The sequence below is a fragment of the Streptomyces caelestis genome (genome assembly GCF_014205255.1).
In the GTDB taxonomy this organism is placed as follows: domain Bacteria; phylum Actinomycetota; class Actinomycetes; order Streptomycetales; family Streptomycetaceae; genus Streptomyces; species Streptomyces caelestis.
Genome location: NZ_JACHNE010000001.1, coordinates 380,511 through 406,123 on the forward strand (window position 1 = coordinate 380,511; position 25,613 = coordinate 406,123).

General features: G+C 71.4%; 21 protein-coding genes and 1 pseudogene. 11 read left to right on the forward strand and 11 right to left on the reverse strand.

Translation table 11 applies throughout. The features are described 5' to 3' along the window. Positions 1-488: 488 nt before the first annotated feature. Positions 489-1,034 (reverse strand): annotated as a pseudogene (locus tag HDA41_RS01695) (aldo/keto reductase); the annotation flags it as partial. A gap of 184 nt (positions 1,035-1,218) precedes the next feature. Here HDA41_RS01695 and HDA41_RS01700 point away from each other — a divergent pair. Together HDA41_RS01700 and HDA41_RS01705 are read left to right on the forward strand one after the other, a co-directional pair. After that, positions 1,219-1,632, forward strand: a complete 414-nt coding sequence (locus HDA41_RS01700; RefSeq protein ID WP_184979934.1) for a VOC family protein — start codon at positions 1,219-1,221, stop codon at positions 1,630-1,632. A gap of 271 nt (positions 1,633-1,903) precedes the next feature. Beyond that, positions 1,904-2,908 carry a substrate-binding domain-containing protein gene (locus HDA41_RS01705; protein WP_184979936.1) on the forward strand — a complete coding sequence of 335 codons (1,005 nt, stop codon included), beginning with the start codon at positions 1,904-1,906 and terminating at the stop codon, positions 2,906-2,908. 96 nt (positions 2,909-3,004) lie between these two features. On the opposite strand, the gene HDA41_RS01710 is transcribed toward HDA41_RS01705, so the two are convergent. Continuing rightward, a complete protein-coding gene (locus tag HDA41_RS01710) occupies positions 3,005-3,967 on the reverse strand; it encodes an IS481 family transposase (protein WP_184979938.1) in 963 nt (320 codons plus the stop codon). Positions 3,968-4,087: 120 nt separating this feature from the next. Further along, complete coding sequence (locus HDA41_RS01715) at positions 4,088-5,086, reverse strand: LacI family DNA-binding transcriptional regulator (protein ID WP_184993054.1); 999 nt, start codon at positions 5,084-5,086, stop codon at positions 4,088-4,090. Positions 5,087-5,311: 225 nt separating this feature from the next. Here HDA41_RS01715 and HDA41_RS01720 point away from each other — a divergent pair, with 225 nt between their 5' ends. From HDA41_RS01720 to HDA41_RS01735, 4 genes are read left to right on the forward strand one after another with little or no spacing between them, the layout of a single operon-like run. After that, positions 5,312-6,262: a TIM barrel protein gene (locus HDA41_RS01720; RefSeq protein ID WP_184979941.1), complete on the forward strand. Its 951-nt coding sequence runs from the start codon at positions 5,312-5,314 to the stop codon at positions 6,260-6,262. A gap of 9 nt (positions 6,263-6,271) precedes the next feature. Further along, positions 6,272-7,711 (forward strand): sugar porter family MFS transporter, encoded by a 1,440-nt coding sequence (locus HDA41_RS01725; protein ID WP_184979943.1) that lies wholly within the window; start codon positions 6,272-6,274, stop codon positions 7,709-7,711. Positions 7,712-7,734: 23 nt separating this feature from the next. Then, a complete protein-coding gene (locus HDA41_RS01730; RefSeq protein ID WP_184979945.1) occupies positions 7,735-8,754 on the forward strand; it encodes a Gfo/Idh/MocA family oxidoreductase in 1,020 nt (339 codons plus the stop codon). Further along, positions 8,751-9,620, forward strand: coding sequence for a sugar phosphate isomerase/epimerase family protein (locus HDA41_RS01735; RefSeq protein WP_184979947.1), 870 nt, complete (start codon positions 8,751-8,753; stop codon positions 9,618-9,620). The genes HDA41_RS01730 and HDA41_RS01735 overlap by 4 nt, the downstream gene beginning before the upstream one ends. A 43-nt stretch (positions 9,621-9,663) precedes the next feature. Here HDA41_RS01735 and helR read toward each other — a convergent pair whose 3' ends face one another. Next, entirely contained in the window at positions 9,664-11,820 is a 2,157-nt protein-coding gene (gene helR / locus HDA41_RS01740; RefSeq protein ID WP_184979949.1) for an RNA polymerase recycling motor ATPase HelR, read from the reverse strand. Positions 11,821-12,443: 623 nt separating this feature from the next. On the opposite strand from helR, the gene HDA41_RS01745 reads away from it, so the two are divergent. Both HDA41_RS01745 and HDA41_RS01750 read left to right on the forward strand, forming a co-directional pair. Continuing rightward, positions 12,444-13,154: a hypothetical protein gene (locus tag HDA41_RS01745; protein WP_184979951.1), complete on the forward strand. Its 711-nt coding sequence runs from the start codon at positions 12,444-12,446 to the stop codon at positions 13,152-13,154. 155 nt (positions 13,155-13,309) lie between these two features. After that, positions 13,310-14,194, forward strand: a complete 885-nt coding sequence (locus tag HDA41_RS01750) for a Gfo/Idh/MocA family protein (protein ID WP_184979952.1) — start codon at positions 13,310-13,312, stop codon at positions 14,192-14,194. Positions 14,195-14,213: 19 nt separating this feature from the next. Here the strand turns inward: HDA41_RS01750 and HDA41_RS01755 are convergent, their stop codons facing one another. Next, complete coding sequence (locus HDA41_RS01755; RefSeq protein WP_184979954.1) at positions 14,214-15,101, reverse strand: GNAT family N-acetyltransferase; 888 nt, start codon at positions 15,099-15,101, stop codon at positions 14,214-14,216. 264 nt (positions 15,102-15,365) lie between these two features. Here HDA41_RS01755 and HDA41_RS01760 point away from each other — a divergent pair, with 264 nt between their 5' ends. Together HDA41_RS01760 and HDA41_RS01770 are read left to right on the forward strand one after the other, a co-directional pair. Continuing rightward, positions 15,366-16,493 carry a PP2C family protein-serine/threonine phosphatase gene (locus HDA41_RS01760; RefSeq protein WP_184979956.1) on the forward strand — a complete coding sequence of 376 codons (1,128 nt, stop codon included), beginning with the start codon at positions 15,366-15,368 and terminating at the stop codon, positions 16,491-16,493. A gap of 461 nt (positions 16,494-16,954) precedes the next feature. After that, a complete protein-coding gene (locus tag HDA41_RS01770) occupies positions 16,955-17,161 on the forward strand; it encodes a hypothetical protein (protein ID WP_184979958.1) in 207 nt (68 codons plus the stop codon). A 58-nt stretch (positions 17,162-17,219) separates the two neighbouring features. Here the strand turns inward: HDA41_RS01770 and HDA41_RS01775 are convergent, their stop codons facing one another. The 6 genes from HDA41_RS01775 to HDA41_RS01800 form a co-directional block, all read right to left on the reverse strand. Beyond that, a complete protein-coding gene (locus tag HDA41_RS01775; protein ID WP_184993059.1) occupies positions 17,220-17,711 on the reverse strand; it encodes a DUF5709 domain-containing protein in 492 nt (163 codons plus the stop codon). A 101-nt stretch (positions 17,712-17,812) separates the two neighbouring features. Further along, a complete protein-coding gene (nicT, locus tag HDA41_RS01780; RefSeq protein ID WP_184979960.1) occupies positions 17,813-18,973 on the reverse strand; it encodes a Nickel transporter NicT in 1,161 nt (386 codons plus the stop codon). A 153-nt stretch (positions 18,974-19,126) separates the two neighbouring features. Further along, positions 19,127-19,975 carry a proteasome subunit beta gene (gene prcB, locus HDA41_RS01785; RefSeq protein WP_184979961.1) on the reverse strand — a complete coding sequence of 283 codons (849 nt, stop codon included), beginning with the start codon at positions 19,973-19,975 and terminating at the stop codon, positions 19,127-19,129. 91 nt (positions 19,976-20,066) lie between these two features. Continuing rightward, a complete protein-coding gene (locus HDA41_RS01790; RefSeq protein WP_184979964.1) occupies positions 20,067-21,560 on the reverse strand; it encodes a phosphatidylglycerol lysyltransferase domain-containing protein in 1,494 nt (497 codons plus the stop codon). A 159-nt stretch (positions 21,561-21,719) separates the two neighbouring features. Then, positions 21,720-24,074, reverse strand: coding sequence for a glycoside hydrolase family 65 protein (locus HDA41_RS01795; protein ID WP_184979966.1), 2,355 nt, complete (start codon positions 24,072-24,074; stop codon positions 21,720-21,722). Beyond that, positions 24,071-24,808 carry an HAD family hydrolase gene (locus tag HDA41_RS01800; protein ID WP_184979968.1) on the reverse strand — a complete coding sequence of 246 codons (738 nt, stop codon included), beginning with the start codon at positions 24,806-24,808 and terminating at the stop codon, positions 24,071-24,073. The genes HDA41_RS01795 and HDA41_RS01800 overlap by 4 nt, the downstream gene beginning before the upstream one ends. Positions 24,809-24,928: 120 nt before the next feature. Here HDA41_RS01800 and HDA41_RS01805 point away from each other — a divergent pair, with 120 nt between their 5' ends. Further along, a complete protein-coding gene (locus HDA41_RS01805; RefSeq protein WP_184979970.1) occupies positions 24,929-25,588 on the forward strand; it encodes a nucleoside/nucleotide kinase family protein in 660 nt (219 codons plus the stop codon). Positions 25,589-25,613: the final 25 nt, after the last annotated feature.

Genomic DNA, 25,613 nt, shown 5'->3' on the forward strand with positions numbered 1-25,613 from the left:
CCTTGTCACCGGCGCACAGAGCCTCCGTGGCCGGTGCCGGGGATCGGTGGGCCGGACCGGCTCAGGACCGGCGGGCCCGACCGGCTCGTCCCGCTTCAGGACCCCCTTATCGGCCCGTCCGAGCTGCGAACCGGCGGTTTCGGGAGCATGGTGGGGCTATGGACGGTCAACCCCCTGTGGTCGTGCAGCCGCCCGCGTCGGACGGCGGACGGCTGGTGACCATCCACGGCGAGCGCATGGGCGTCGCCTACAGCCTCTTCGACGTGCTGGACCTGCTGCACCGCGAGGGCCTGCCTACCGCCGACACGGCCGTCGACGACACCGAGCTGATCGAGTGGCGCGGCGGCGGGCCGTACGACTGGAACAGCGGGTCGTCCGACGAGGCCTGAGCCTTCGTGGAGCCCCGTGTGCCCGCATACCGGTCCTCGGGTCCCTTTGCGTGCGAGGCCCTGTCTCAGTCCGATTCCCGCCGCGCTCCCCACTCCCCCGGCCAGCCGGTCGAGGCGGTCACGGTGGGCGGGCGTCAGGTCGAGGTCCGCCGCGGCGACGTTCTCCTCCACGTGCTCGCTACGGGCCGTGCCGGGAATCGGCAGGACGACCGGCGAGCGGCGGAGGAGCCAGGCGAGCGCGACCTGCGTGGGCGTGGCACCGAGGTCGGCCGCCACAGCCGCGATCTCCGCCTTGGCCCCCGCCTTCCCCCAGGCGACGGGCCGCCACGGCAGGAAGGCGATTCCGGCCGCCGCACAGGCGTCGTGCACCGGCTCGTGCTCACGGTCGAGCAGGTTGTAGCGGTTCTGCACGCTCACGATGTCGACGATCTCCCGGGCCTGCGCCGGCTCGGCGGCGGTGACCTCCGACAGCCCGATCCGGCCGACCAGGCCCTCGATCAGTGTGACGCCCAGCTCCACGGCCCGCCGGGCGACCGCGAGGGCGTTCTGTCGCGCGGGGCCGGGCTCGGCCGGCAGGTGCATGGCTCCGAAACCGAGCCGGCGTACGTCCAGATCCCCGCCGATACGGAAGCCGGTCCTTGTCATGAGCGCTGTCCTCCCCCTCTGCTCAAGGAGCCACGCCAACAGCGGGGTTGGCGGCGCCGCCGGTCACAGGGGCCGCGCCGGACCGCCGAGCCATCCCCGGGGCCGCGCCGCTCGGCGAGCCGTCGCCAGTGCCCGGCGTTACGCTGCGCGCACAGGGCCCTCTGCCCCTTTCAGGGAGGTTCTCATGGTCTCGCGTCTCAACCCGTACCTGTCCTTCAACGGCGACGCCCGGCAGGCGATGGAGTTCTACCAGGAGGTCTTCGGCGGCACCCTCACCCTCAACACCTACGGCGACTTCGGCCATGCGGAAGCCCCGAACGCCGACAAGATCATGCACGGCATGCTGGAGACCCCCAGCGGCTTCACCCTGATGGGCGCCGACAACCCGCCGGGCATGGAATCCGCGCCGGGCCAGCCCTTCTCGGTGAGCCTCAGCGGCGACGACGAAGCCGAGCTGAGCGGCTACTGGGAGAAGCTGTCCGAGGGCGGCTCGGTGTCGGTGCCGCTGGAGAAGCAGATGTGGGGCGACGTGTTCGGCATGTGCACGGACCGCTTCGGCGTCCCGTGGATGGTCAACGTCAGCGCCACGGAGAGCTGAGCGGGACCGACCAGGGCGGTCAGCGACTGTCCGCCCCGCGGGGCCGCCCGCACACGCCGTGCACTGCCGGTGTGTGCGGGCGGCCCTGTTCTGTTGGATCGTCCTGCTTGTTGGATCGTCCTGTTTGTTGGTACGTCCTGACAAAGCTGTTGACATCCCCAGAAGGGCGCCCCCATAGTACCTGCCACTAGAGCGCGCTAGTGGCGCGCTCCAGCTGCCTCCCCGGACCGGGCACGACCCGTTCCCTCCAGCACACCGAGGTGCACCCGACATGCGCAGACACCACAGATCCGCCGCCCTGACCACCGCCGCCCTCGTGGGCGCGCTGCTCGCCGCCGGCTGCTCCAGCGGCTCCGGCGGGAAGCAGTCCGAGACCGGCGGCACCGACGCCGCCGCGGGCAAGGCCACCACGCCTCGGATGACCGTCGCCCTGGTCACCCACGCGGCGCCCGGCGACACCTTCTGGGACCTGATCCGCAAGGGCGCCCAGGCCGCCGCCGCGAAGGACAACATCAAGCTCGTCTACTCCAGCGACCCGGTCGCCGGAAACCAGGCCAACCTCGTGCAGAACGCCATCGACCAGAAGGTCGACGGCATCGCGCTCACCGCCGCCAAGCCCGATGCCATGAAGGCGGTGGTGGCCAAGGCCAAGGCGGCCGGCATCCCCGTCGTCGGTTTCAACTCCGGCCTGGACAACTGGCGGGAACTCGGCATGCTCGAGTACTTCGGCCAGGACGAGAACATCGCCGGCCAGGCCTTCGGCGAGCGCCTCAACCAGCAGGGCGCCAAGCACGCCGTCTGCGTGATCCAGGAGCAGGGCCAGGTCGCGCTGGAGGCACGCTGCGCCGGTCTGAAGAAGGGCTTCAAGGGCACGACGGAGAACCTGTACGTCAACGGCACCGACATGCCCTCCGTGAAGTCGACGCTGACGGCCAAGCTCCAGAAGGAGTCCACCATCGACCGGGTGGTCACACTGGGCGCCCCGATCGCCATGACCGCCGTGCAGTCGGTCAAGGACGCGGGCAGCAAGGCCGAGGTCGCCACCTTCGACCTCAACAAGGACCTCGTCGGGGCCATCCAGGGCGGCGACATCCAGTTCGCCGTCGACCAGCAGCCCTACCTCCAGGGCTACCTCGCCGTCGACGCGCTGTGGCTCTACAGGACGAACGGCAACGTCAGCGGCGGCGGCACCGCTCCCGTGCTCACCGGGCCGGCCTTCGTCACCAAGGACAACGTCGACAGCGTCGCGGAGTTCGCGAAGAAGGGGACGCGCTGAGAAAGGGACTGGCTAGGTCTGTCGTTTGGATCAGATCGCAGACGCGGGGCCGAAAGGTGCCGCCGATTCCCTGCGACCTGATCCAAACGACAGGCCCTAGTTGTGCTGTTCGGAGAGGTTGGTGACGCGGCTGGCTGGGGTGTGGCCGCTGATTCCGGTGTGGGGTCGGTGGTAGTTGTACCAGTCCAGCCAGTCGGGAAACGCGGCCTGCCGTTCGGCCTGTGAGGTGTAGGGCCGGTGGTAGGCCCATTCGTCGAGCAGGGTGCGGTGGAAGCGTTCGACCTTGCCATTGGTCTGCGGCCGCCAGGGTCGGGTCCAGCGGGGGCTGATGCCCAGCTCCCGGCAGGTGTCGCGCCAGGTGTTCTTGGTGTAGGCCCAGGCGTTGTCGGTCAGGACCCGCTCGACGGTCACGCCGCGTGCGGCGAACCAGGCGGCTGCTCGTCGTAGGAAGCCGGCGCAGGTTGCGGCCTTCTCGTCAGGCAGGTCTTCGGTGTAGGCCAGGCGGGAGTGGTCGTCCAGGGCAGTGTGCAGGTAGGCGTATCCGGTGCCGTTGCGGCGGTCCTGGTTGGCCCGGCCGGCCGCGCGGCCGAGGACTTTGTGTCCACCGCCGTCCGGGATGCGGCCGAGCTTCTTGATGTCGATGTGGACCAGTTCGCCGGGCCGGGCTCGTTCGTAGCGGCGGATGGGTTCGCCGGTGGCCCGGTCGGTGGCAGCCAGGACGGGCAGGTGGTGACGGTGCAGGATGCGGTGGGCGGTGGAGGCGGCGATGCCGCATCGGGCGGCCAGCCGCACCGGTCCGATGCGGTGCTCGCGCCGCAGGCGCACGACCTGCTGTTCGATGGCGGCCGGGGTGCGGCGGGGCTGGTGGTGCGGGCGGCTGGAGCGGTCATGCAGGCCCGCTGCCCCGTGGCGGCGGTAGCGGCCTGCCCAGCGGGCTGCGGTGGTGTGGCTGACCTGGAAGCGTTCCGCGGCTCGTCGTAGCGGCCAGCCGTCCTCGACGACACACCGGGCCAGACGCAGCCTGCCGGTCGCGGTCAGCGGGGCGTTACGGTGGAACAACGAGGGCCTCCTGGGCGTCGGTTGTAGATGTCGCAATCCACACCGAACCCAGAGGCCCTCGCCTCGTTCAAGGACCACTCCAGGCGTGTCGCCTGTCACCAACGTCCCGGGACAGCACACCTAGTCCTCCGCCGACACGGGCCCGCTCGTTCCCCGTACCACCAGTTTGGGGTCCAGCACCGCCTCCCTCGGTGGCAGTTCCCCGTTCTCCAGCCGTTCTACGGCGAAGCGGACCGCGTGCTCGGCCATGAGGAACGCGTCCTGGCGGACGGTGGTCAGGCCGAGCGGCATCAGGTGGGAGAGGTGGCTGTCGTCGTAGCCGACGACGGACAGGTCGCGCGGGACCTCGACGCCCGCCCGGGTCAGGGCCATCAGCAGCCCCATCGCGCAGCGGTCGTTGCCGGCGAGGACCGCCGTCGGCAACGGCTGCCCGCCGTCGCGTTCGGCCAGCAGCAGCCGGCCGGTCTCGACACCGGACTCCTCGGTGTGCTCGCCGGGGATCACCCGCGCCTGCGCCTGAAGCCCGTGGCGGCGCATCGCGGCACGGTAGGCACGCCGCCGCTCCGCCGAACCCGGGCCGCGTCCGCCGTCGATGTGCACGATCCGGCGGTGCCCCAGCTCCACCAGGTGCTCCATGGCCTGCCGGACGCCCTTGCCCTCGGCGGAGTGCACGAAGTCGACATGGGCCTGCGGCACCCGGCGGCTGACCGACACGGCGACCGTGCGCCGCCCGAGCTCGGCGAGGTAGGCGGGTTCGGCGTCGGAACCGAGCAGGATCACCGCCTCGCAGCGGTGGCTGAGCAGCGCCTCGACCGCCTTGGCCTCACTGCGGCCGTGGGTGGCGCCGGAGAGCAGGACGTCGTAACCGAGCCGCTCGGCCTCGGGGTAGATGCCGGTGATGAGGTCCGTGTGGAAGGTCTGGTGCACGGTGAACATCACGCCGAGCGTGCGACTGCGGCCACGGGCCAGCAGCCGGGCCGCGCTGTCGGGCCGGTAACCGATCTCGTCGGCCACGCGCAGGACCCGTTCCCGTGTCTCCCGGCTGGCCCCCGCCTGGTTGCGGAAGATGATCGAGACGAGCGCGCGGGACACGCCCGCCTTCTCGGCGACGTCCGCCATCGTGGGCCGCTGCCTACCCGATGCATCCACGTGTGAACCCACCCTCCGACGCCGACCACCTTACGGGGCGTCCTGCACGGCGCCCGTACACGGACCCCGCAAACTCCCGGCAACAACCTATTGACATGACATTTGGACTGGGGTCATCGTACTCGAACTAGAGCGCGCTAGTAGAGCGCATCAGTTTCAGGCCCGCCCCCTTCCTCTCCCCGAAGGACCCTCACCATGGCAACGGCGCCAGCCCCGCTGCGTACGACCGTCGGCAACCTGTGCCTCGGCTCCGCCCCCGACTCCTGGGGTGTCTGGTTCCCCGAGGACGAGCACCAGGTGCCGTACACCCGTTTCCTCGACGAGCTCGTCGAGGCCGGATACGAGTGGCTGGAGCTCGGCCCGTACGGCTATCTCCCCACCGATCCCCGGCTGCTGAGGGCCGAGCTGGACGCCCGGGGGCTGAAGGTCTCCGGAGGTACCGCGTTCGGCGCGCTGCACCGGCCCGAAGCGTGGGACGAGATGCTCGCCCATGTCCGGCAGGTCGCCGCGCTGACCGCTGCCGCGGGGGCGCACCATCTCGTCTTCATCCCGCCGATGTACCGGGACGAGAAGACGGGCGTCTTCACCGAGTCGCCCGAGCTGACCGCCGAGCAGTGGGCCGGGTTCGGCCGGGCCGCCGACCGGCTGGGCCGGCTGCTGCTGGAGGAGTACGACGTACGGCTGGTCGTCCATCCGCACGCCGACAGCCACATCCAGACGCAAGGAGAGATCGAGCGGCTGCTGAACGAGTCCGACAGCCGTTACACGAACCTCTGCCTGGACACGGGGCACGTCGCGTACGGCGGCGGGGACAACCTCGATCTGATCCGCCGCTTCGGGGAGCGGGTCGGCTATGTGCACATCAAGCAGATGGACCCGGAGATCCTGGCGCAGGTCGCGGCCGAGGACCTGTCCTTCGGCGAGGCCGTGCGGCGCGGGGTGTGCGTGTCACCGCCAGCCGGGGTGCCGAAGCCGGCCGATGTGGTGGACGAACTCGCACGACTCGACGCGGAGTTGTTCGTGATCGTCGAGCAGGACCTGTACCCGTGCGCGCCCGAGGTGCCGCTGCCGATCGCGGTCAGCACCCGCGAACACCTGGCCGGCTGCGGTCTCTCGGGTACCCGGCGCCCGAACATCGACAGGTAAGGAGCGGCCATGGACGTCAGGGACGACACGACACCGGCCTCCACCCCAGCCCCGGCCACCGCCGTCGCGGACGACGCCCCTGAGGCGGTCAGGCGGCGACTGCGGCTGATCACGACCATCGCCACGTTCGGTGGTCTGCTCTTCGGCTACGACACCGGCGTCATCAACGGCGCCCTGCCCTACATGACCGATGACCTCGGCCTGACCCCGGTCACCGAGGGCATGGTCACCAGCTCGCTGCTGCTGGGTGCCGCGCTGGGCGCGGTGACCGGCGGCCGGTTGTCGGACGCGCGCGGAAGGCGGCGCACCATCCTGCTGCTGGCCGTGCTGTTCTTCGTCGGCGCGCTCGGCTGCACGCTCGCCCCCACGACCGAGGTGATGATCGTGGCGCGGTTCGTGCTCGGTCTCGCGGTCGGCGGCGCGTCGGTGACCGTGCCGGTGTATCTCGCGGAGATCTCCCCCGCCGAGCGGCGCGGCGCTCTCGTCACCCGCAACGAGCTGATGATCGTCAGCGGTCAGCTGCTGGCCTTCACGTCCAACGCGATCATCGCCCGGGTCGGCGGCGAGTCCGGTGGCGTGTGGCGCTGGATGCTGGTCGTCGCCACGCTGCCGGCCGTGGTGCTCTGGTTCGGCATGCTGGTGATGCCGGAGAGCCCGCGCTGGCTGGTCTCCCGGAGCCGCTTCGGGGAGGCCCTCGAAGTCCTCAGGCAGGTGCGGTCGCAGGCCCGGGCCGAGGCGGAGCTGAAGGAGGTGTCCGCGCTCGCCGTCAAGGACGAGCAGGCCAAGCTCGGCGGCTGGCAGGACATGAAGAGCACGCCGTGGCTGCGGAAGCTGATGTTCGTCGGGTTCGGCATCGCGATCGTGCAGCAGATCACCGGCGTCAACACGATCATGTACTACGGCACGCAGATCCTCACCGACGCCGGTTTCGCCGCCGACAGCGCGCTGACGGCGAACATCGCCAACGGGGTGATCTCGGTGCTGGCCACCTTCGTCGGCATCTGGCTGCTGGGGCGGGTACCGCGCCGCCCGATGCTGATGACCGGTCAGGCCGGTACGACCGCCGCCCTGTTGCTGATCGGCGTCTTCTCCCTGGTCCTGCCCTCGGGTGACGCGCGAGCGTTCGCGGTGCTCGCCATGACGGTCACGTTCCTCGCCTTCCAGCAGGGCGCGATCTCGCCGGTGACCTGGCTGATGCTGTCGGAGATCTTCCCGATGCGGATGCGCGGCTTCGGCATGGGCATCGCGGCCGTGGTGCTGTGGCTGACCAATTTCGTGATCGGGCTGGTCTTCCCGTCCCTGGTGTCCGGGATCGGGATCTCCCACACCTTCTTCCTCTTCGTGGTGGCGGGCGTGCTGTCCCTCGTCTTCGTGAAGCTCTACGTCCCCGAGACCAAGGGCCGCACCCTCGAAACCCTCGAAGCCGAACTCCGCACCCGCTTTTCCTGACCCTCCCTGTGAAGGAAACGACCATGACCGTACGTGTAGGCGTCATCGGCGCCGGAATGATCGGCCAGGACCACATCCGGCGGCTCACCGAGGTCGTCACCGGGGCCGCCGTCACGGCCGTGACCGACATCGACGCCGACCGCGCCGCCGAGGTGGCCGCCCGGGCCGGCGCCACCGCGCTCCCCACCGGCGCGCACCTGATCGCCTCCCCCGACGTGGACGCCGTCCTCGTCACCTCGTGGGGCCCCACCCACGCCGAGCACGTCCGGGGCGCGATCGCGGCCGGCAAGCCGGTGTTCTGCGAGAAACCCCTGGCCACGACCGTCGAGGACTGTCTGCGGATCGTCGAGGCCGAGCGGGCGCACGGCCGTCGCCTGGTACAGGTCGGCTTCATGCGCCGCTTCGACGCCGGCTACCGCCAGATGAAGGAGGTCCTGTCGACCGGCTCGCTCGGGGCCCCGCTCCTCGTGCACTGCGCCCACCGCAATCCGACCGTGCCGGAGTCGTACCACTCCGCCATGGCCGCCCAGGACACGGCCGTGCACGAGATCGACGTGCTGCGCTGGCTGCTCGACGACGAGATCGTCTCCGCCCAGGTGGTCACCCCGCGCGCGACGCGCAAGCGGTTCGCGCACCTCAAGGACCCGCAGATCATGATCTTCGAGACTGCCGAGGGCGTCCGCATCGACCTGGAGGTCTTCGTCAACTGCCAGTACGGCTACGACATCCAGTGCGAGGTCGTCGGCGAGGACGGTCTGGTCCGGCTGCCCGACCCGGCGGCCGTCGGGATCCGCGCCGCCGCCCGGCACGGCACGGGTGTCCTCCAGGACTGGAAGGACCGGTTCGCGCAGGCCTTCGACACCGAGTTCCGCGAGTGGGTGGCCTCGGTGGCCGCCGGCATCGAGCTCACCGGCCCGTCCGCCTGGGACGGTTACGCCGCCACGGTCATCACCGACGCCGCCGTCCGGTCTCTGGACACCGGCGGCGAGAGAGTCACCGTCGACATGAAGCCCCGCCCCGCGTTCTACGGAGGCACCGCGTGAAGATCGCCCTCGACCCCTACATGTTCCGCGCCCTGCCGATCGACGAGATGGTGCGCACGGTCGCCGAACTCGGCTACGAGTACATCGAGTTGTCGCCGCGCGCGGACTTCATGCCGTTCTTCCTGCACCCGCGGGCGGACGACGCGCGGGTGGCGGAGCTGAAGCAGTCGCTGCGCCGGCACGGTGTGCGGCTGTCCTCCGTCCTGCCGCTGTACAAGTGGTCCTCGCCGGACGAGACGGAGCGGCAGGCCGCCGTCCGCTACTGGAAGCGGATGATCGAGATCACCGTCGAGCTCGATTGCCCGCTGATGAACTCGGAGTTCAACGGCCGTCCCGAGCGCGCGGCCGAGAGCGAGGCCGCGTTCTGGCGCTCGCTGGAGGAACTGCTGCCGGTGTTCGAGCGCGAAGGCATCGCTCTGAACCTGGAGGCCCACCCGGACGACTTCTGCGAGGAGAACACCCCCGCCGTCGATCTCGTCCGCGCGATCAACAAGCCGTGGGTGAACTACCTGTACTGCGCCCCGCACTCCTTCCACCTCTCCGGGGCTTCCGAAGTCGGCGCCGACATCGCGGCGATGATGCGCTACGCCGGTGACAAGCTGCAGCACGTGCACCTCGCGGACTCCTTCAACCACAAGGGTTCGTCCGGTCTGCGCTACATCCTCAACCCGCCGGGCACCCCGGCCCGGATCCACCAGCACCTCGACATCGGCCAGGGCGAGGTCGACTGGGACGCCTTCTTCGGCACGCTGCGCGAGCTGGGCTTCGACGGTGTCGCCACGTCCTGTGTGTTCGCCTGGGAGGAGCGGGCCCGGGAGTCGTCGGCGTTCATGCTGGACCGCATCCGCAAGGAGCTCGCCGCGTAGCACTCCTGCCCCGGGGCCCGCGCCGCGGGCCCCGGCCGGAGCGTCAGGAACCCGTGAGGACGACGAGCTGCTGGGTCGCCCGGGTCATCGCGACGTAGTGGTCGACCGCTCCCTCGACGCCCGTGCCGAAGTCCTGCGGGTCGACGAGGACGACCAGGTCGAACTCCAGCCCCTTCGACAGCTCCGGGGTCAGCGAACGGACCCGGGGCGAAGCCGGCCGGAACCCTGGATCGCCGATCACACAGGCGATCCCGTCCGGATGGGCGGCGAGCCAGGTGTCGAGGACCGAGTGCAGTTCCGCGGTGGAGCCGTGCACGACGGGGACGCCGCCGCTGCGGATGGAGGTCGGCACGTTGGCGTCCGGGAGCACGGCCCTGATGACCGGCTCGGCCTCCGCCATGATCTCCTCCGGGGTCCGGTAGTTGATGCTCAGTGAGGCCAGGTCGATCCGGCCGAACCCGACCCGCTCGAGCCGTTCCCGCCACGACTCCGTGAACCCGTGCCGGGCCTGGGCGCGGTCCCCGACGATGGTGAAACTGCGGGACGGGCAGCGCAGCAGCAGCATCTGCCACTCCGCGTCGGTCAGCTCCTGGGCCTCGTCCACGACGACGTGCGCGAACGGGCCGGCGAGCCGGTCCGGGTCGGCGGTGGGCAGGGCGGATTCGTCGACCAGGGAGTTGCGCATGTCCTGCCCGTGCAGCATGACCAGCACCCCTTCGCCGTCGTCGTGGGTGTGGGCCTCCAGCAGGTTGTCGATGACCTTGTCCATGCGTGCGCGTTCGGCGGCGACGGCGGCGGCGTGCCGGCGTGTGCGTCGTGACGCCTCCGGGTCGCCGAGCCGCTGCCGTGCCGCGTCCAGCAGCGGCAGGTCGGACACCGTCCAGGCCTGGGGATCCTCGCGCTGCAGTTTTCGCACGTCGTCGCGGCTGAGCCAGGGAGCGCACATCCGCAGATAGGCCGGTACCGACCACAGGTCTCCGACGAGATCGCTCGCCTCCAGCAGCGGCCAGGCGCGGTTGAAGGCCGTGAGCAGGTCCCTGTTCCGCGACAGTGACCTGCGCAGCAGGGCGGCCGGTGCGTCGCCCTCGTGCTTTTCCTCCAGGATCGTGAGCAGTTCGTCCCAGACCTGGCCGCGCGCGTCGTTGTGCGGGGTGCCGGGTTCCGCCGCCGCGAACGCCACGAGCCAGTCCTCGGCACTGAGCCGGATGTCGGACCAGTGGGTCGTGACCGTCATCCCCTCGGTGGGCGGCTCCTCGTAGAACGTGACGGCCTTCTCGATCGCCTTCACCATGTCCGCGGACGACTTCAGGCGCGCGACGTCCGGGTCGCTCTCGACCGCCGCTTCGGCTCCCTCGGGGACGAGGTCCCGCAGGATGCAGGTCTGCACGCCCTCTTCGCCGAGGCTGGGCAGGACGTCGGCGACGTAGGAGAGGTAGGGCCGGTGCGGGCCGACGAACAGGACGCCGCCCCGGCGGTGGCCGAGCCGGGGGTCGGAGTACAGGAGGTAGGCGGAGCGGTGCAGGGCGACGACCGTCTTGCCCGTGCCCGGGCCGCCGTCGACGACGAGGGCGCCTCGGGAACCCGCACGGATGATGGCGTCCTGGTCGGCCTGGATGGTGCCGAGCACGTCCCGCATCCGGGGTGAGCGGTTGCTGCCCAGGCTGGCGATGAAGGCGGACTGGTCGTCGAGCGCGGCGTGCCCGACGACTCCGTCCGCGGTGAACACCTCGTCCCAGTAGTCGCTGATCCGGCCGCCGGACCAGCGGTACCGGCGGCGGCTCGCGAGCCCCATCGGGTTGGCGTGGGTGGCGCCGAAGAACGGCTCGGCCGCGGGGGAACGCCAGTCGACCAGCAGCCGGCGCCCCTCGCTGTCGGTGAGTCCGAGTCGTCCCACGTACACGGGCTCGGAGTCGTCCGCGCCGACCATGTGCCCGAGGCACAGGTCCAGGCCGAAGCGGCGCAGTGCCCGCAGGCGGGCGGTCAGCCGGTGGATCTCGGCGTCCCGGTCCATCGCCTGCCGTCCCTTCCCGCCGGGCGCCCTGCGCTCGGCATCGAGGCGGTCGGACAGTTCGGCGATCGACTGTTCGAGACACGCGGCGATGGCAGCGAAGTGCCGCTCGTCTCCGGCGATCAGCGCCGGGTCGGCTTTGTGCGAGAGGCGGCCGGGAAGATCGAACGCACTGGTGGTCAGGGGGGTCACGTCATGCTCCCGTTTCCGCAGGTCCTGGCATAGGCCCGTCAGTCTGCGGCACACAGGGGGCCTTGCCGCAAGGCCCCCCGCCTGCTATAGCTTGAGAGTGGCAAGGAGATGACTCCTTGCCTTTCTTTGTTGTGGGCCGACTGGTATCAGACGCACGGGAGTTGTTCCAACTGGCGGTGCCACAGGCTCCGGTGCGTCCGCAGGGGTGGGGTCGGTGCCGGACTGACGACCGTGCGGTGCCGGCCGCGATTGTGCACGGCTGCGCCATCGAACGCACACTGTCGCGGCTCGGCGACTGCCGCCGCCCGCACCGCCTCACTCCGACCTGGGCGCCACGTTCATTCGCTCCGTAGGGAGCACGGCGGGCACGTCCGAGTGTCGGCAGTGCCCTTGGCCGTAGGGCTCCTGGGTGCCGTTTGGGGGCACCAGCTATGCCACATGCCATGTCCCTTAGGGTGATAAGCCTTGAACAGGGCGGGCTGCTGGGATCTCTTCCCGGTCAGGCTGGAGGGGTTAAGAACGTGGGGACGCCACGAAACAGGAAAGCAGACACCAACGCGGTACTACGTCGCGCCAGACAGTCCAAACCCTCGCAAAAGGATCCAGCGTCAGATCGCACGAGCGTGTTCCGCAGTAAGACCTTTTGGGCGGGAGTCGTCAGTGCCGTGGTATCTGGTGCAGGCGTCGTTGTATGGCAATCCGGGTGGGGATGGTTCCAGGAAGAGATCGCGGGACCGCCAGAACTCAAAGTCTACGCAATGGATGTTCTCGGATGCCACCCAGGCTATTTTGAGCAGCCGATCAGTTCACTGCAGAAACGCGCAGCCGAGGTTAGGTCGAAGGGCGGCGTACGTATACCGACCACGGACGAGCCTGCAGTGCTTCACACCACGCTGCAAGGCGAGTCGGGGCAGGCCATCGTGGTGACCGGCGCTGAGGTGACGGTCCTCTCCAGCGAACCGCTGCCCACGACAGGGTCGGTGATTGCCGATGAATGCGGGGGAGGCATCGATGAGCGGGTGTTTGACGTTGACTTCAGCCAAAGCCCGGTGACAGTCGAACCGCAGATACGTCGCACCGCGAATGGAACGACTGTGGGCCGCGACTTTCCATTCAAAGTGTCGTCCGGGGATCCCGAGCAGTTCACATTCGATCTGAAGAACATCGATCGGGACGTGAAGTTCGCCATTACTTTGAAATGGGTTTCGAATGGGGAGCCAGGAAGCACCACGCTCGACAATGGAGGGCGAGGGTATCGAGCAATGGGAATGCCCAGCAAAGTAACTCGGTACCCCCTTAGTAGCTTGTACCCAGAAAGGGCCGGCAAAGGCTGACACAGCGAGACGAGCAACTGCGGTCGTCGTGTAGCGGAACCGCCCGAGTCCACTGCCTGGACTCCCCCGCGGCCGGCCCCCTGTGACACGCTCTTCGCCGAGCGGTCGGCGGAACCGGCCGCCGGCGTTTTCAGGCACTGGGGAGAGGCGGCGGCATGCGCATAGGACTGCTCGGCACCGGCCCGTGGGCGCGGATGGCCCACGCACCTGCCCTCAGCGGGCACGACGAGCTGGAGTTCGCCGGGGTGTGGGGCCGTCGCCCCGAGGCCGCCAAGGAACTGGCCGAGCGGCACGGTGTCCGGGCGTACGACGACGTGGACGCGCTGTTCGCCGACGTGGACGCGGTCGCCGTGGCGCTGCCTCCGGATGTGCAGGCCGGGCTCGCCGCACGGGCGGCCCGGGCCGGGTGTCACCTGCTGCTCGACAAACCGCTGGCGGCGACGGTGGAGCAGGGGCGGGCGGTGGTCGAGGCCGCCGATGCGGCGGATGTCGCCTCGGTCGTGTTCTTCACGGCGCGCTTCCAGCCCGAGCCGGAGGCGTGGATCACCGAGCAGGCGGGAGTGCCGGGCTGGTTCACGGGGCGGGCGCAGTGGCTCGGGGCGGTGTTCAGCAGCGAGAGCCCCTTCGCGACACCGTGGCGGCGGGAGAAGGGCGCCCTGTGGGACGTCGGGCCGCACGCCCTGTCCGTGCTGCTGCCGGTGCTCGGCGACGTGCGACGCGTGACAGCGGCCGCGTACGGCCCCCGGGACACGGCGCATGTCGTCCTCGACCACACCGGTGGCGCGTCGAGCACCCTCACCCTGAGTCTGACGGCACCGCCCGCCGCAGCCGGTGCCGCCGTCGAGCTCCGTGGGGAGGCCGGGGTCGCGGTGCTGCCGGACAGCCCCGACGGAGCGGTCCCCGCCCTCAAGCGGGCCGCGGACGCCCTGCTCACCGCCGCCCGGACCGGCCGCCCGCACGCGTGCGACGCGGCGTTCGGCCTGCGGGTCACGGAGATTCTCACGGCGGCCGACGACCTGCTGAACGGCGGCGGCCGCTGAGCCCCGGACCGCCCGGTTCCTACGACGGGTAGAAGTTGAGCCGTTCCTTCACCACCGGGAAACCGGCCCTGGCGAAGTTCGCGGCCATGGGGAAGTTGCCCTGGTCCGTGGCGGCCGCGACGAACTCGGCGCCTCGCTCGGTCAGGAAGTGGGTGCACTCGGCCAGCAGGTCGTAGGCGTAGCCGTGGCCCCGCTGGTCGGGCAGGACCCCGATGAAGCCGATGCACGGGCCCGAGGGGTTGTGGGCCGGGATGTGGATGCCGACCGGTTCGCCCTGCTGGGTGTACGCGACCTGCCACCACTCGCGGGGCGAGGGGCACCAGTGGAAGAAGTCGAGCTCCTCCTGGGCCGCCTGGTCGAGTCCGCCCTGTTCGATGGCCTTCAGCGCGTGGGCGTCCAGCGTGACGGAGTGGATGCGGCGCAGGGCGTCGAAGAACACGGCGTCGTCCGGTTCGTCGCGGAACACCAGGCGCCGGGGCCGCTCGGGCAGACCGCGGTCCGGGGTCCACCGGTACAACAGGCGTTCCACCAAGAGGTCGTAGCCGGCCTGCCGTGCGGCGGTGAAGCGGGTCTCGGCCGCGGTGCGCAGGGCCGGGTCGTCGCGCCAGCCCGCGGGCAGGTTCAGTTCCAGTTCCACCTGCCAGGGGGCGGATCGCAGGAGGGCGGCGCCCGCCTCCTCCTCGCCTTCCGCCACGTCGAACCAGTTGAGGTTGACGGGCTCGGTGTCGTCGGGGCCGCCCCACCAGGCGCCGCGGGCAACGACCCTGCCGTCGCGCAGGGCGACCCGCTTCCAGTCGGGGCGGTGCCGGGTCAGCCGGTGGCCCTCACGGGCGCCCAGCGGATCGGGCAGGGTGTCGAAGAGATCGGCGTCGCTCGCGTCGAGCGCGCGGATGACCACATCGGTCATGGAATTCCTCCGGGATGCATGCTGCGGAGAGCGCTCCCGGTGAGGTCAGTCAAGGCACGCCGGGACGAGGGGCAGGGAGCGCCGGAACGGTGAGAGCTGCACGGCTCCGCCCTCCTTTCACGGGTCTGTGGGCGTGACGCCGACACGCTACGGGCTCGCCGACGGACCGTCCATGGGATTTCCGCATGCCACACGGGTCGGCGGGAGCACGCGGTGGCACGGGCCCGGAGTGCGGCGGCGGGTGGGCCGTAGCAGCGTGGTGGTGTGAGCAGTGCGCGCGCCCGGCCGCCGCGCCGGGGCAGGGACGGAGATCGGGACCTGGACCGGCGGGGGTGGCTGCGCGGCGCGCCGCCGCCGGTCTGGGCGCGGGTGCTGCCGTCCGTACTGCTGGCGGGCGTGTGCACGGCGGAGCTGATCAGTCCGGAGCCGCTCGACATCGGTTTTCTGCTGGGTGCGATCCCGCCGCTGGCCGTGCTGGCGCACGGACCGGTCATGACGGCGGTGCTCGGCGCGCTCGCGGTGGTCGTGCTGACGGTTCCGGTCTTCCGTCTGGACGATCCCGGCAGCACCGATCTGCTGACCGTGTGCTTCGTCGCGGCGCTGAGCGTGCTGCTGTCGTACGTGCGCAGCAGGCGTGACGCGCAGCTGGTCACCGAGCGGTCCGTCGCCGAGGTCGCGCAGCGGGCCGTCGTGCCGCCGCTGCCGGAGCGGGTCGGGCCGGTGCGGTGCGCGGGGCTGTACCGGGCCGCGCAGAGCGGCACGCTGGTCGGGGGCGACTTCTTCGACGTACGCGCGGGTCCCTTTGGCATACGGGCGGTCATGGGCGATGTGCAGGGGCACGGTCTGTCGGCGGTCGCCACGGTCGCGTCGCTGCTGGGGGCCTTCCGGGAGGCGGTGCTGGACCAGCCGGATCCGGAGGCGGTGGCGGCCCGGCTCGACCGGAGGCTGGCGGTGGACTCCGCGGGCGAACCGCATGCCGAGTTGTTCGCGACGGCTGTGCTGCTGGAGTTCTCCGCCGACGCGCGTGTGGTGCGGATCGTGGCGTGCGGGCAGTCCGGGCCGCTGTTGCTGCGGGACGGGCGGGCCTTCGAGCTGGACGTCGAGCCGTGCACACCGCTGGGGCTGGGCCTCGCCGAGGTCATTCCGCCGAGGGTCGTCTCGGTGCGGCTGCGTGCCGGTGACCGGCTGTTCCTCGCGTCCGACGGTGTCACCGAGGCCAGGGACGCCGGCGGGGTCTTCTATCCCCTGGCCGAGCGGCTGCCGGGCCTCACCGACGAGGACCCGGCCGCGCTGGCCGAGCGGGTGTGGACGGACCTCGTCAGGTACTGCCCGGACGTGCGGGACGACGTCACGATGCTCGTGCTCGCGCCCCGTCCGCGCAGCGGGCCCTGACGGCGGCCGGCGGCGGCCCGGGAGTCGCGCGAACCGCAGTCGGCGGAGCCGTACGACCGGTGCGTCAGTCCTTGATCGTGCACTCGTTGCCGAACGCCGGGTTCAGCAGGCCGATCACGTTGAATCGGTGGCAATGCCGACGGGGCCCGAGTCGGCGCTCGCCGTACCGGCGCAGGCCTGGCCGATCGCGGCGTCACGTGCGCGTGTGGGAAAGCTCCTGTCATGCGGAGGGACACGTGCCTCCACCGTCGCCCGCAGCACGGCGAGGCGACATCGGTGAACGTCCGAACGGGGGGCTGGGGGGCTGCGGACCGGCTTCCGGGCCCTCCCGGCGGTGAGCTTCCAGCGCGGTGGCCGGGGCTCTCCGGATGCATGGTGGGCTCCCGCGTTGAATGGTGATATCGGACCCGATTTTCCGCACCGGGGCCGCACCAGCGATCCGGACCCTAGGAGCAGAGAACATGTCGACGTCACAGCCCCACGCGTCCCGGCAGCCCGAGGACAGGGCCACCCCGGACCGCCTGCTCCACGCCCGCACCGGCACCGACGTGTCGCCGGAGGACCTCGTCCTCGCCTCGGGCAAGGACCTCACCCCGCGCAACCTGGAATGGGCCAAGCGCAAGCTGGCAGCGGAGGGCCCGGCCGCGCTGGAGAAGCTGCTGCCGTAGCCCTTCCTCCGCGGGGCGTCACGCGTCATGAACCGTGTGACGCGTGACGCCCCGCGGGTCAGACCCTGTCGTCGTCCTCCGGCAGGTCACTGTCGTCCTCCACCACATGGACCGCCGCCTCCTCGGCACCGGCCGCGCCTCCGTCGATGCCGACGTCCGTGGCGATGGTCTCCTTCGTCGTGTCGGGGTGGGCTCCCTCGTCCGGGGCGACCAGGCGGCCCGCGCGATTCGTGCCCGCCTCGGGGTCGACCGGTTCGCCGTCGCCGTCGGGGCTGTCGCCCACGCCGTCCCCGGTGGGCTCGGCGGACACGTCGGGGACCTCCTGGGCGAGGCGTTCGTCGAGGGTCTCGCCCTCGTGCTGCTCGGCGGCGGTGGTACCGCGCTTGGTGACGCCGAGCGGCTTCTCCGGCGGGGAGTAGCCCTCGTCGAGGGTGTCGTCGTAGGTCCGTTCGTCGACGGCGTCCTGGAGGTCCAGCGGCGCGGCGTCCTCCTGCTCCTCGTTGCTCCCGGTGGGCTGGTACGCGTCGTCCGCCATCGGTTCGGAGCGCATCGGTTCCGTGCCCATCACTTCTGCCTCCCTGTCGCGTTGCGTCGACTCATTCGTCTCATGTGCCCGTTCCGCGTTTCCCGTTACGCGGGCTCTAACCTCCGTCATGGAGTGACACCGCCTCCCGGCCGGGCCAGGTCACCCGTCCACTTCTCCTCGATGCGCCCGAACCTCCACACCAGCAGCGCCACCACCCAGGTGGCGACGAACAGCGCCACGACGGCGTAGCCGAGGACGTTGAGGTCCAGGCCGGAGATCCAGTCCCAGAAGGGGCCGTGCAGGCCGAGCTGCTCCACGAGCAGGCCCAGGAGTTCGACGGTCCCGATGAGCAGGGCCACGGCGACGGACAGGCCGGTGATCGTGAGGTTGTAGTAGACCTTGCGGACCGGCTTGGAGAAGGCCCAGCCGTAGGCGAAGTTCATGAACGAGCCGTCGACGGTGTCGAGGAGGCACATCCCGGCGGCGAACAGGACGGGCAGGCACAGGATCGCGTACCAGGGCAGGCCGGAGGCGGCGCCGGAGCCGGCCAGGACGAGCAGCGCGATCTCGGTGGCGGTGTCGAAGCCGAGGCCGAACAGGAGGCCCAGCGGGTACATCTGCCCGGGCCTGGAGACCGACTTCATGACACGGCCCAGGAGGCGGTTCATGAAGCCGCGGTTGTTCAGCTGCTCCTCCAGAGCGGCCTCGTCGTAGCGGCCGGAGCGCATGCCGCGGAACACCTTCCAGACGCCGGCGAGGATGACGAGGTTGACGGCCGCGATGAGGTAGAGGAACGTCCCGGAGACGGTCGTGCCGATCAGGCCGGTGACGTCGTGCAGCGACGAGCCGCCGTCGCGCACCGGTCCGGCCAGGGTCTTCACGCCGAGGGTGAGCAGGAAGGCCAGGGCGAAGACGACGCTGGAGTGGCCGAGGGAGAACCAGAAGCCGACCGACAGCGGCCGCTGCCCCTCGGCCATCAGCTTGCGGGTGGTGTTGTCGATGGCGGCGATGTGGTCGGCGTCGAAGGCGTGTCGCATGCCGAGTGTGTAGGCGGTGACGCCGATGCCGACGCCGAAGGTCTGGGTGCCGATGGTGCGGTGCTCGGGGGCGACGATCGCGACGAGGACGAACCAGCCGATCACGTGCAGGGCGACGATGACCGCGGCCATCCCCCCGACCCTGGTCCACTCCTGCCGCGTCATGGAGGTACGGACGCGGTGCCGGGCCGTGCGCTGGGCGGAAGCCGTGGCGGGGAGGGGCGGAGTGGACTCAGGGGCGGCCGTCATCGGGGGGAAGGTCTTTCTGTCGTCGGACGGACGGCTGCGGGAAACAGCCTCACGCCATCCTCCGGCACCTGCAACTCATGTGCAGTAAAGCCCGCGACAGGTCTTGTCCATGGAACCGAAAACTCCGCGGAGCCGGGCGCCCGCGGCGGAGTGTCACACCGCGGCGTTCGGCCCGTCCGGCCGGCTGCGGCGCTGCTCGACCATCTCGCGGCTGAGCGCCTCCGTCTCCGCCTCCGGCAGCCGCTCGAAGCCGTCCTCGGTGATGACGGACACGATGGGGTAGATACGGCGGGTGATGTCCGGGCCGCCGGTCGCGGAGTCGTCGTCGGCCGCGTCGTACAGCGCCTGGAGCGCGGCCAGGGCCGCCTCGCGCCGGGACATGCCGGGGCGGAACAGCTTCTTCAACGCGCCCCGGGCGTACGGCGAGCCGGAGCCCTCGGCGTGGAAGCCGAACTTCTCGTAGCGGCCGCCGGCGACGTCGAAGCCGAAGATGCGGCCCTGCCGGCCCTCGGGAGCCGCGGGATCGTAGCCGGCGAGCAGCGGGACGACGGCGAGGCCCTGCATCGCCTGCCCGAGGTTGCCCCGGATCATCGTGGCCAGCCGGGTCGCCTTCGCGGCGAAGGTCATGGGGACGCCCTCGACCTTCTCGAAGTGCGTCAGCTCGACCTGATAGAGCTTCACCAGGTCCAGCGCGAGCCCGACGGAGCCGGCGAAGGCCACCGCGGTGTGGTCGTCGGCGGGGTGCACCTTCTCCAGGTCCCGCTGGGCGATGAGGTTGCCCATCGTCGCCCGCCGGTCGCCCGCGATCAGCACGCCGTCGCCGTAGGTGAGGGCCAGCACGGTGGTGCCGTGCGGGGCGCCCTCGGCGCGGACGCCGTCCGGGAGGATCCGGCGGGTGCCCAGCAGGTCGGGGCGGTGGGCCGCCAGGAACTCGGTGAAGGACGAGGAGCCGGGTGTGAAGAACTCCTGCCCCAGTCGGCCCTCGTGGTCGCTCCCCGCCATGGCGTTCCCCCCTCGTCCGTGACCGTCAACCGACTCCTACCTGAACAGGGTGGGCGGGAAACGCGGGTTGGGGCGGGAGCGCCGTGCGGAGTCAGGGGCCGGTCCGCTGTGCGGGCGGTGCGACGCGGACGTCCAGGTCCGAGATCCGGTGGACCGGCCAGGTGCGGGCGTAGCCCGGCGGTGTGCCGCCGGCCGGGGTGAGGTGGGCGACCGGGAGGCGCTGCGCGGTACGCAGGACGGCCGCCGGGGTGGTGTTCTCGTTGTGGCCGGCGGTGGCGCCCGAGGAGCAGCCGGCGTAGTAGCCGATCGGGAGGGCCTCGTGGCCGGTGAGCAGGCAGGGCGGTCGGACGCCGAGGCGGTGGAGCGCGCCGGCGGTGCGGTCCCAGTCGCGGCGGCTCTCGGTGTTGCGGGCCACGGTGCGTTCCAGGACGGCGACCTGCACCGCCAGATGCCCGGCCAGGCCGAGCGCGACCAGGGCGGCGGCCACCGGGCGCCACTTCCCGCCCGGGGCCCTGACCAGGTGCCACAGGGCGTCGGCGACCGGGATCGCGAGCAGTGCGTAGGTCGGCTGGAGGAAGCGGGGCGCCGCGTAGCCGATCATGAACAGGTACGGGACGGCTGCCGTGGCGGCGCAGGCCAGCGGGACCAGGGTCCGTCCCAGGCGCCGGGCCCGGGCCGCGATCACGAGACCGAGGCCGGCCAGCACCGGCAGGACGAACCACCAGACGGTGACCAGGGGATGGGGCATCGAGCCGGTGCACGGCCGGCACAGGGCCCGTCCGCCCAGGCTGCGCAGCTGGTCGTCGACGGCGATCTGCCAGCCCAGTCCGCCCTGGATACGGGAGGCCTCGGACAGCCGCTGCCCGAGGCCTCCGTGGCCGACGTAGGCCTCGATCACCCAGGGGACGGCGCCGGCCGCGAGGCCTGCCACGAGCATGAGGAGGAGCCGCCAGTGGCGGCGCACCAGGGTGAGGGCGAGGAGCGGCACGGTCACCCAGACCGCGTCGGTGGGCCGCATCCACGCCATGAGGGCGGCGCCCGCCGCGATGCCCCACAGCGCCGCTCGGGCGGAACGTTCCGCGCGGGCCCGCAGCAAGCAGCCCACGGTGATCAGGGCGCCGATCGCGACCCAGTAGTTGGGCATGGCCTGCGGGCCGTAGAAGAGGGTCACCCACAGGGAGGCGAAGAGGGCGCCGCCACCGGCCAGGACCCGGGTCGGGAACAGGCCTCGCCAGGCGCGCAGGGCCAGGAAGAGGGCGAGGCCGGAGAGCAGGGCGAGGTAGACGCGCAGCAGCGGGATCGACGACGACCAGGACGCGACCGGCGCCACGAGCAGGGAGACGCCCCGGGAGCGCGGTGCGCTGAAGAAGGCCGCGGGGGTGTGGGAGGTGACCTGGCTGACGTAGACGATCTCGTCCCAGCCGAGGCCGAGGACCGGCCGGACGAGGACGAGCTGGGCGACGGTGAAGACGGCGGCCACCGCGGCGAGCGGTCCGTCGACGCGTGTCCCGCGGCCGGCGCCCGACGCGGCCGCCTGTTCGCGTCTTCGCATCCGAACGAGGATGGCGTTCGCACTGTCGGACATCGTCCACCCCTTACCCCTACGCGCGTAGGGCCGCTGCGACCTCCACGGCCCCGCGGGCCGACGACGGAGGTCCGATGATCGGAAAACACGGCCAAGCTAACCCGCGGGGTGGGGACGTGCAGAGCGGAATACGGCCAAGTGCCTGACGCGACCGGAGGGTCAGCGGGCGTTCGGGGCGCGGTGCGGCGGCTGGCTCGGGGCCGGACGCCGCGTCAGCGGGGGAACGGGACGGGTGACGGGGGCGTCCTCACGCACTGTCACCTCGGCGCCGTGGTGACGGATCGTCAGGGGTGGGCCCGAGCGCAGGGTGTACGTGGCCTGCCCGGCGGTCAGTTCCACCCGCAGGCACCGGCCGAGGAACGCCACCGAGAAGGCCAGCCGGCTGTACCTCTCGGGCAGGCGCGGCGCGAACCGCAGGCCGCCGTCGACACTCCGCATCCCGCCGAACCCGGCGACCAGCGCCATCCAGGTGCCGGCCAGCGAGGCGATGTGCAGTCCGTCGCGGGTGTTGTGCTCCAGGTCCCCGAGGTCCATCAGGGCGGCCTCGGCCGTGTAGGCGCAGGCCAGGTCCAGATGGCCGGTCCGGGCGGCCATGACGGCCTGGACGCAGGCCGACAGGGAGGAGTCCCGTACGGTCAGCGGCTCGTAGTAGGCGAAGTTGCGGGCGATCTGCTCCTCGTCGAAGTACTCCTCGAAGAAGCTGCCGCAGGTGTACATGGCCAGCACCAGGTCCGCCTGCTTGACGACCTGCTTGCGGTACAGGTCGAAGTACGGGAAGTGGAGCATCAGCGGGTACTGGTCCGGGCCGGTGCGGTCGAAGTCCCAGCGCTGGTAGCGGGTGAAGCCGGCGTGCTGTTCGTGCACGCCGAGCTCCTCGTTGTAGGGGACGTGCACGGCCTCGGCGGCGTCCCGCCAGGCGGCCCGCTCCTCCTCGTCGGCGCCGAGCCGGGCCGCCTCGTCGGGGTGGCGTTTGCAGGCGTCGGCGGCGGCCAGCAGGTTCGCCCGGGCCATGAGGTTGGTGTACGTGTTGTCGTCGGCGATCGCGCTGTACTCGTCCGGCCCGGTGACGCCGTCGATGTGGAAGACGCCCCGGTCGTCGTGGTGGCCGAGGGAGCGCCACAGGCGGGCGGTCTCCACCAGCAGCTCCACGCCGGCCTCGCGCTCGAACTCCTCGTCTCCGGTGGCCGCCACGTACCGCACCACGGCGTCCGCGATGTCGGCGCCGACGTGGAAGGCGGCCGTGCCGGCCGGCCAGTAGCCGGAGCCTTCCGAGCCCTCGATGGTGCGCCAGGGGAACGCGGCGCCGCGCAGGCCGAGCTGGGCCGCTCGCTCCCGGGCGGCGGGCAGGGTGTCGCGGCGCCAGCGCAGGGCCTCGGCGGCCGCGGCCGGCGCGGTGTGGGTCAGCAGCGGCAGCACGAACGCCTCGGTGTCCCAGAAGGCGTGGCCGTCGTAGCCGGAGCCGGTGAGGCCCTTGGCGGGGATGGCGCGCTGTTCGGCGCGGGCACCGGCCTGCAGGACGTGGAAGAGGGCGAAGCGGACGGCCTGCTGGATCTCCTCGTCGCCGTCGAGCTCGACGTCGGCGCGTGCCCAGAAGTCGTCGAGGTAGGCCCGCTGGTCCTTCAGCAGCCCCCACCAGCCGCTGTGCGCGGCCGCCGCCAGCGCCGCCTCGACCTGGTCGCTCATCGCGGGCCGGGAGCGGGCGCCGGACCAGCCGTGCGCGACGAGCTTCTCCACCCGCAGCCGCTCCCCCGGCTCCAGGACGGAGGTGATGGTCAGCCGGGCCACGTCCACGTTGCTCTCGCTGCTGGTCGTGGTCCGTTCCGGGCCGGTGACGAGGTGGTCGGCGGCCACGGCGACCCTGAGGCCGCTACGCCGGGTGCGGTGGACCAGGCGCAGCCGGCTGCCCGAGGCGAGGTCCTCCTCCGGTTCCAGCGGCGACTTCAGCGCCCGTGCGGCGCGCGGGTCGCCGTCCGGGGCGGGCAGGCTCTCGTTGGCGACCAGTTCCGACTGGACGACCACGCGGGTACGGCTGTCGACGGGCTCCACCTCGTAGGCCACGGCGGCGATCGCCCGCTGGGTCAGGGACACCAGCCGCGTCGAGCGCACCCGGACCGTCGAGCCGGCCGGGGAGGTCCACTCGCAGACGCGTTCCAGCACGCCGCGCCGCAGGTCCAGGGTCCGCTCGTGGGCGACGAGGCGCCCGTAGCGCAGGTCGAACGGCTCGTCGTCGACCAGCAGGCGCAGCACCTTGCCGTTGGTGACGTTGATGGACGTCTGGCCGGACTCGGGATAGCCGTAGCCGGACTCGGCGTACGGCAGCGGGTGCAGTTCGTGGACGCCGTTGAGGTAGGAGCCGGGCAGGCCGTGCGGTTCTCCCTCGTCGAGGTTGCCGCGCCAGCCGACGTGGCCGTTGGACAGGGCGAACACGGACTCGCTCTGGGCCAGCAGGTCGAGGTTGAGCTCCGTCTCGCGCACCGTCCAGGGTTCGACGTCGTACGCCCGCTGTGCGATCACTCCGTGTCCCCCAGTTCGGCGAGGTCCTGCACCACGACGTCGGCGCCGTGCGCGTACAGCGCGTCGGTCTGTCCCACGCGGTCGACGCCGACGACGTGTCCGAAACGGCCCGCGCGGCCCGCGTCCATGCCGGCCAGGGCGTCCTCGAAGACGGCTGCCTCGGCCGGCTGGACGCCGAGGTCCTCGGCGGCGGCCAGGAACGTGTCGGGGTGCGGTTTGCCGGGCAGTTCGCGCTCGGCGGCGACCACGCCGTCGATCCGCACGTCGAAGAAGTGCTCGGCGCCGATCGAGCGCAGCACGTCCCGGCAGTTGGCGCTGGAGGAGACGATCGCGGTGCTCAGGCCGTGCGCGCGGACCGCCTCCAGATAACGCAGGGTGCCCTCGTAGGCCTCGACGCCCTCGGTGCGGATCTTCTCGAGGACCAGCTCGTTCTTGCGGTTGCCGAGCCCGTGCACGGTCTGCGCGCCGGGTGGGTCGTCCGGGTCGCCGTCGGGCAGGTCGATGCCGCGGGACGCGAGGAAGGTGCGCACGCCGTCGGCGCGTGGCCGGCCGTCGACGTACTCGTCGTAGTCGGACGCGTCGAACGGCCGGAAGTCCGCGCCGTCGCGTTCGCGCAGGAAGGCGTCGAACATCTCCTTCCAGGCGGCCGCGTGCACGACGGCCGTCTTGGTGACGACGCCGTCGAGGTCGAAGAGGCAGGCGTGGATGTCTTCGGGGAGTCCGAGCTGCGTCATACAGGACCGGTTTCCCGCCCGGTGGTGTTCCAGTGAGTGGCGCACGCCACACGCAGGGGGGCGCGAGAGGCGCGGGGCTCCCGGCGTCCGAGCCCGGACGCGGGTGACAGACTCTCTTCCGTGCCGTTCACCTTCGACGACCTCGTCCACCGTGCCCGCGCCCTGCCCCGGGGAGGCCGGCGCGCGATCCTCGGCATCACCGGCAGCCCCGGCGCGGGCAAGTCGACGCTCGCGGAGCACCTGGTCCGGGACCTGAACGGATCGGGCGCCCCCTGGGTCGCGCATGTCCCCATGGACGGCTTCCACCTGGCCGACGCCGAACTGGAGCGCCTCGGCCTGCGCGACCGCAAGGGCGCGCCCGACACCTTCGACGCGGCCGGTTACGCGGCCCTGCTGGCGCGCCTGCGCGAGGAGACACACGCCGACGACATCGTCTACGCCCCCGGCTTCGAACGGACCCTGGAGCAGCCGCTCGCGGGCGCGATCCCGGTCCCGCCGACGGCCCGTCTGGTCATCACCGAGGGCAACTACCTCCTCCTGGACACCGGAGCCTGGTCCCGCGTCCGCCCGCTCCTCGACGAGGTGTGGTTCTGCGAACTCCCCGAGCCGGAGCGGATCCGCCGACTGGTCGCCCGGCACGAGCAGTTCGGCAAGGCGCGCGAGGAGGCCCAGGCCTGGGTGTCCCGCTCGGACCAGCCCAACGCCGAACTGGTCGCGACGACCCGGGGGCGGGCCGACCTGGTGGTGCCGGGGTCGGCGCTGCCGCGCGTGCGGGCGTGAACAATGCGCATGACCAGGCATGGGA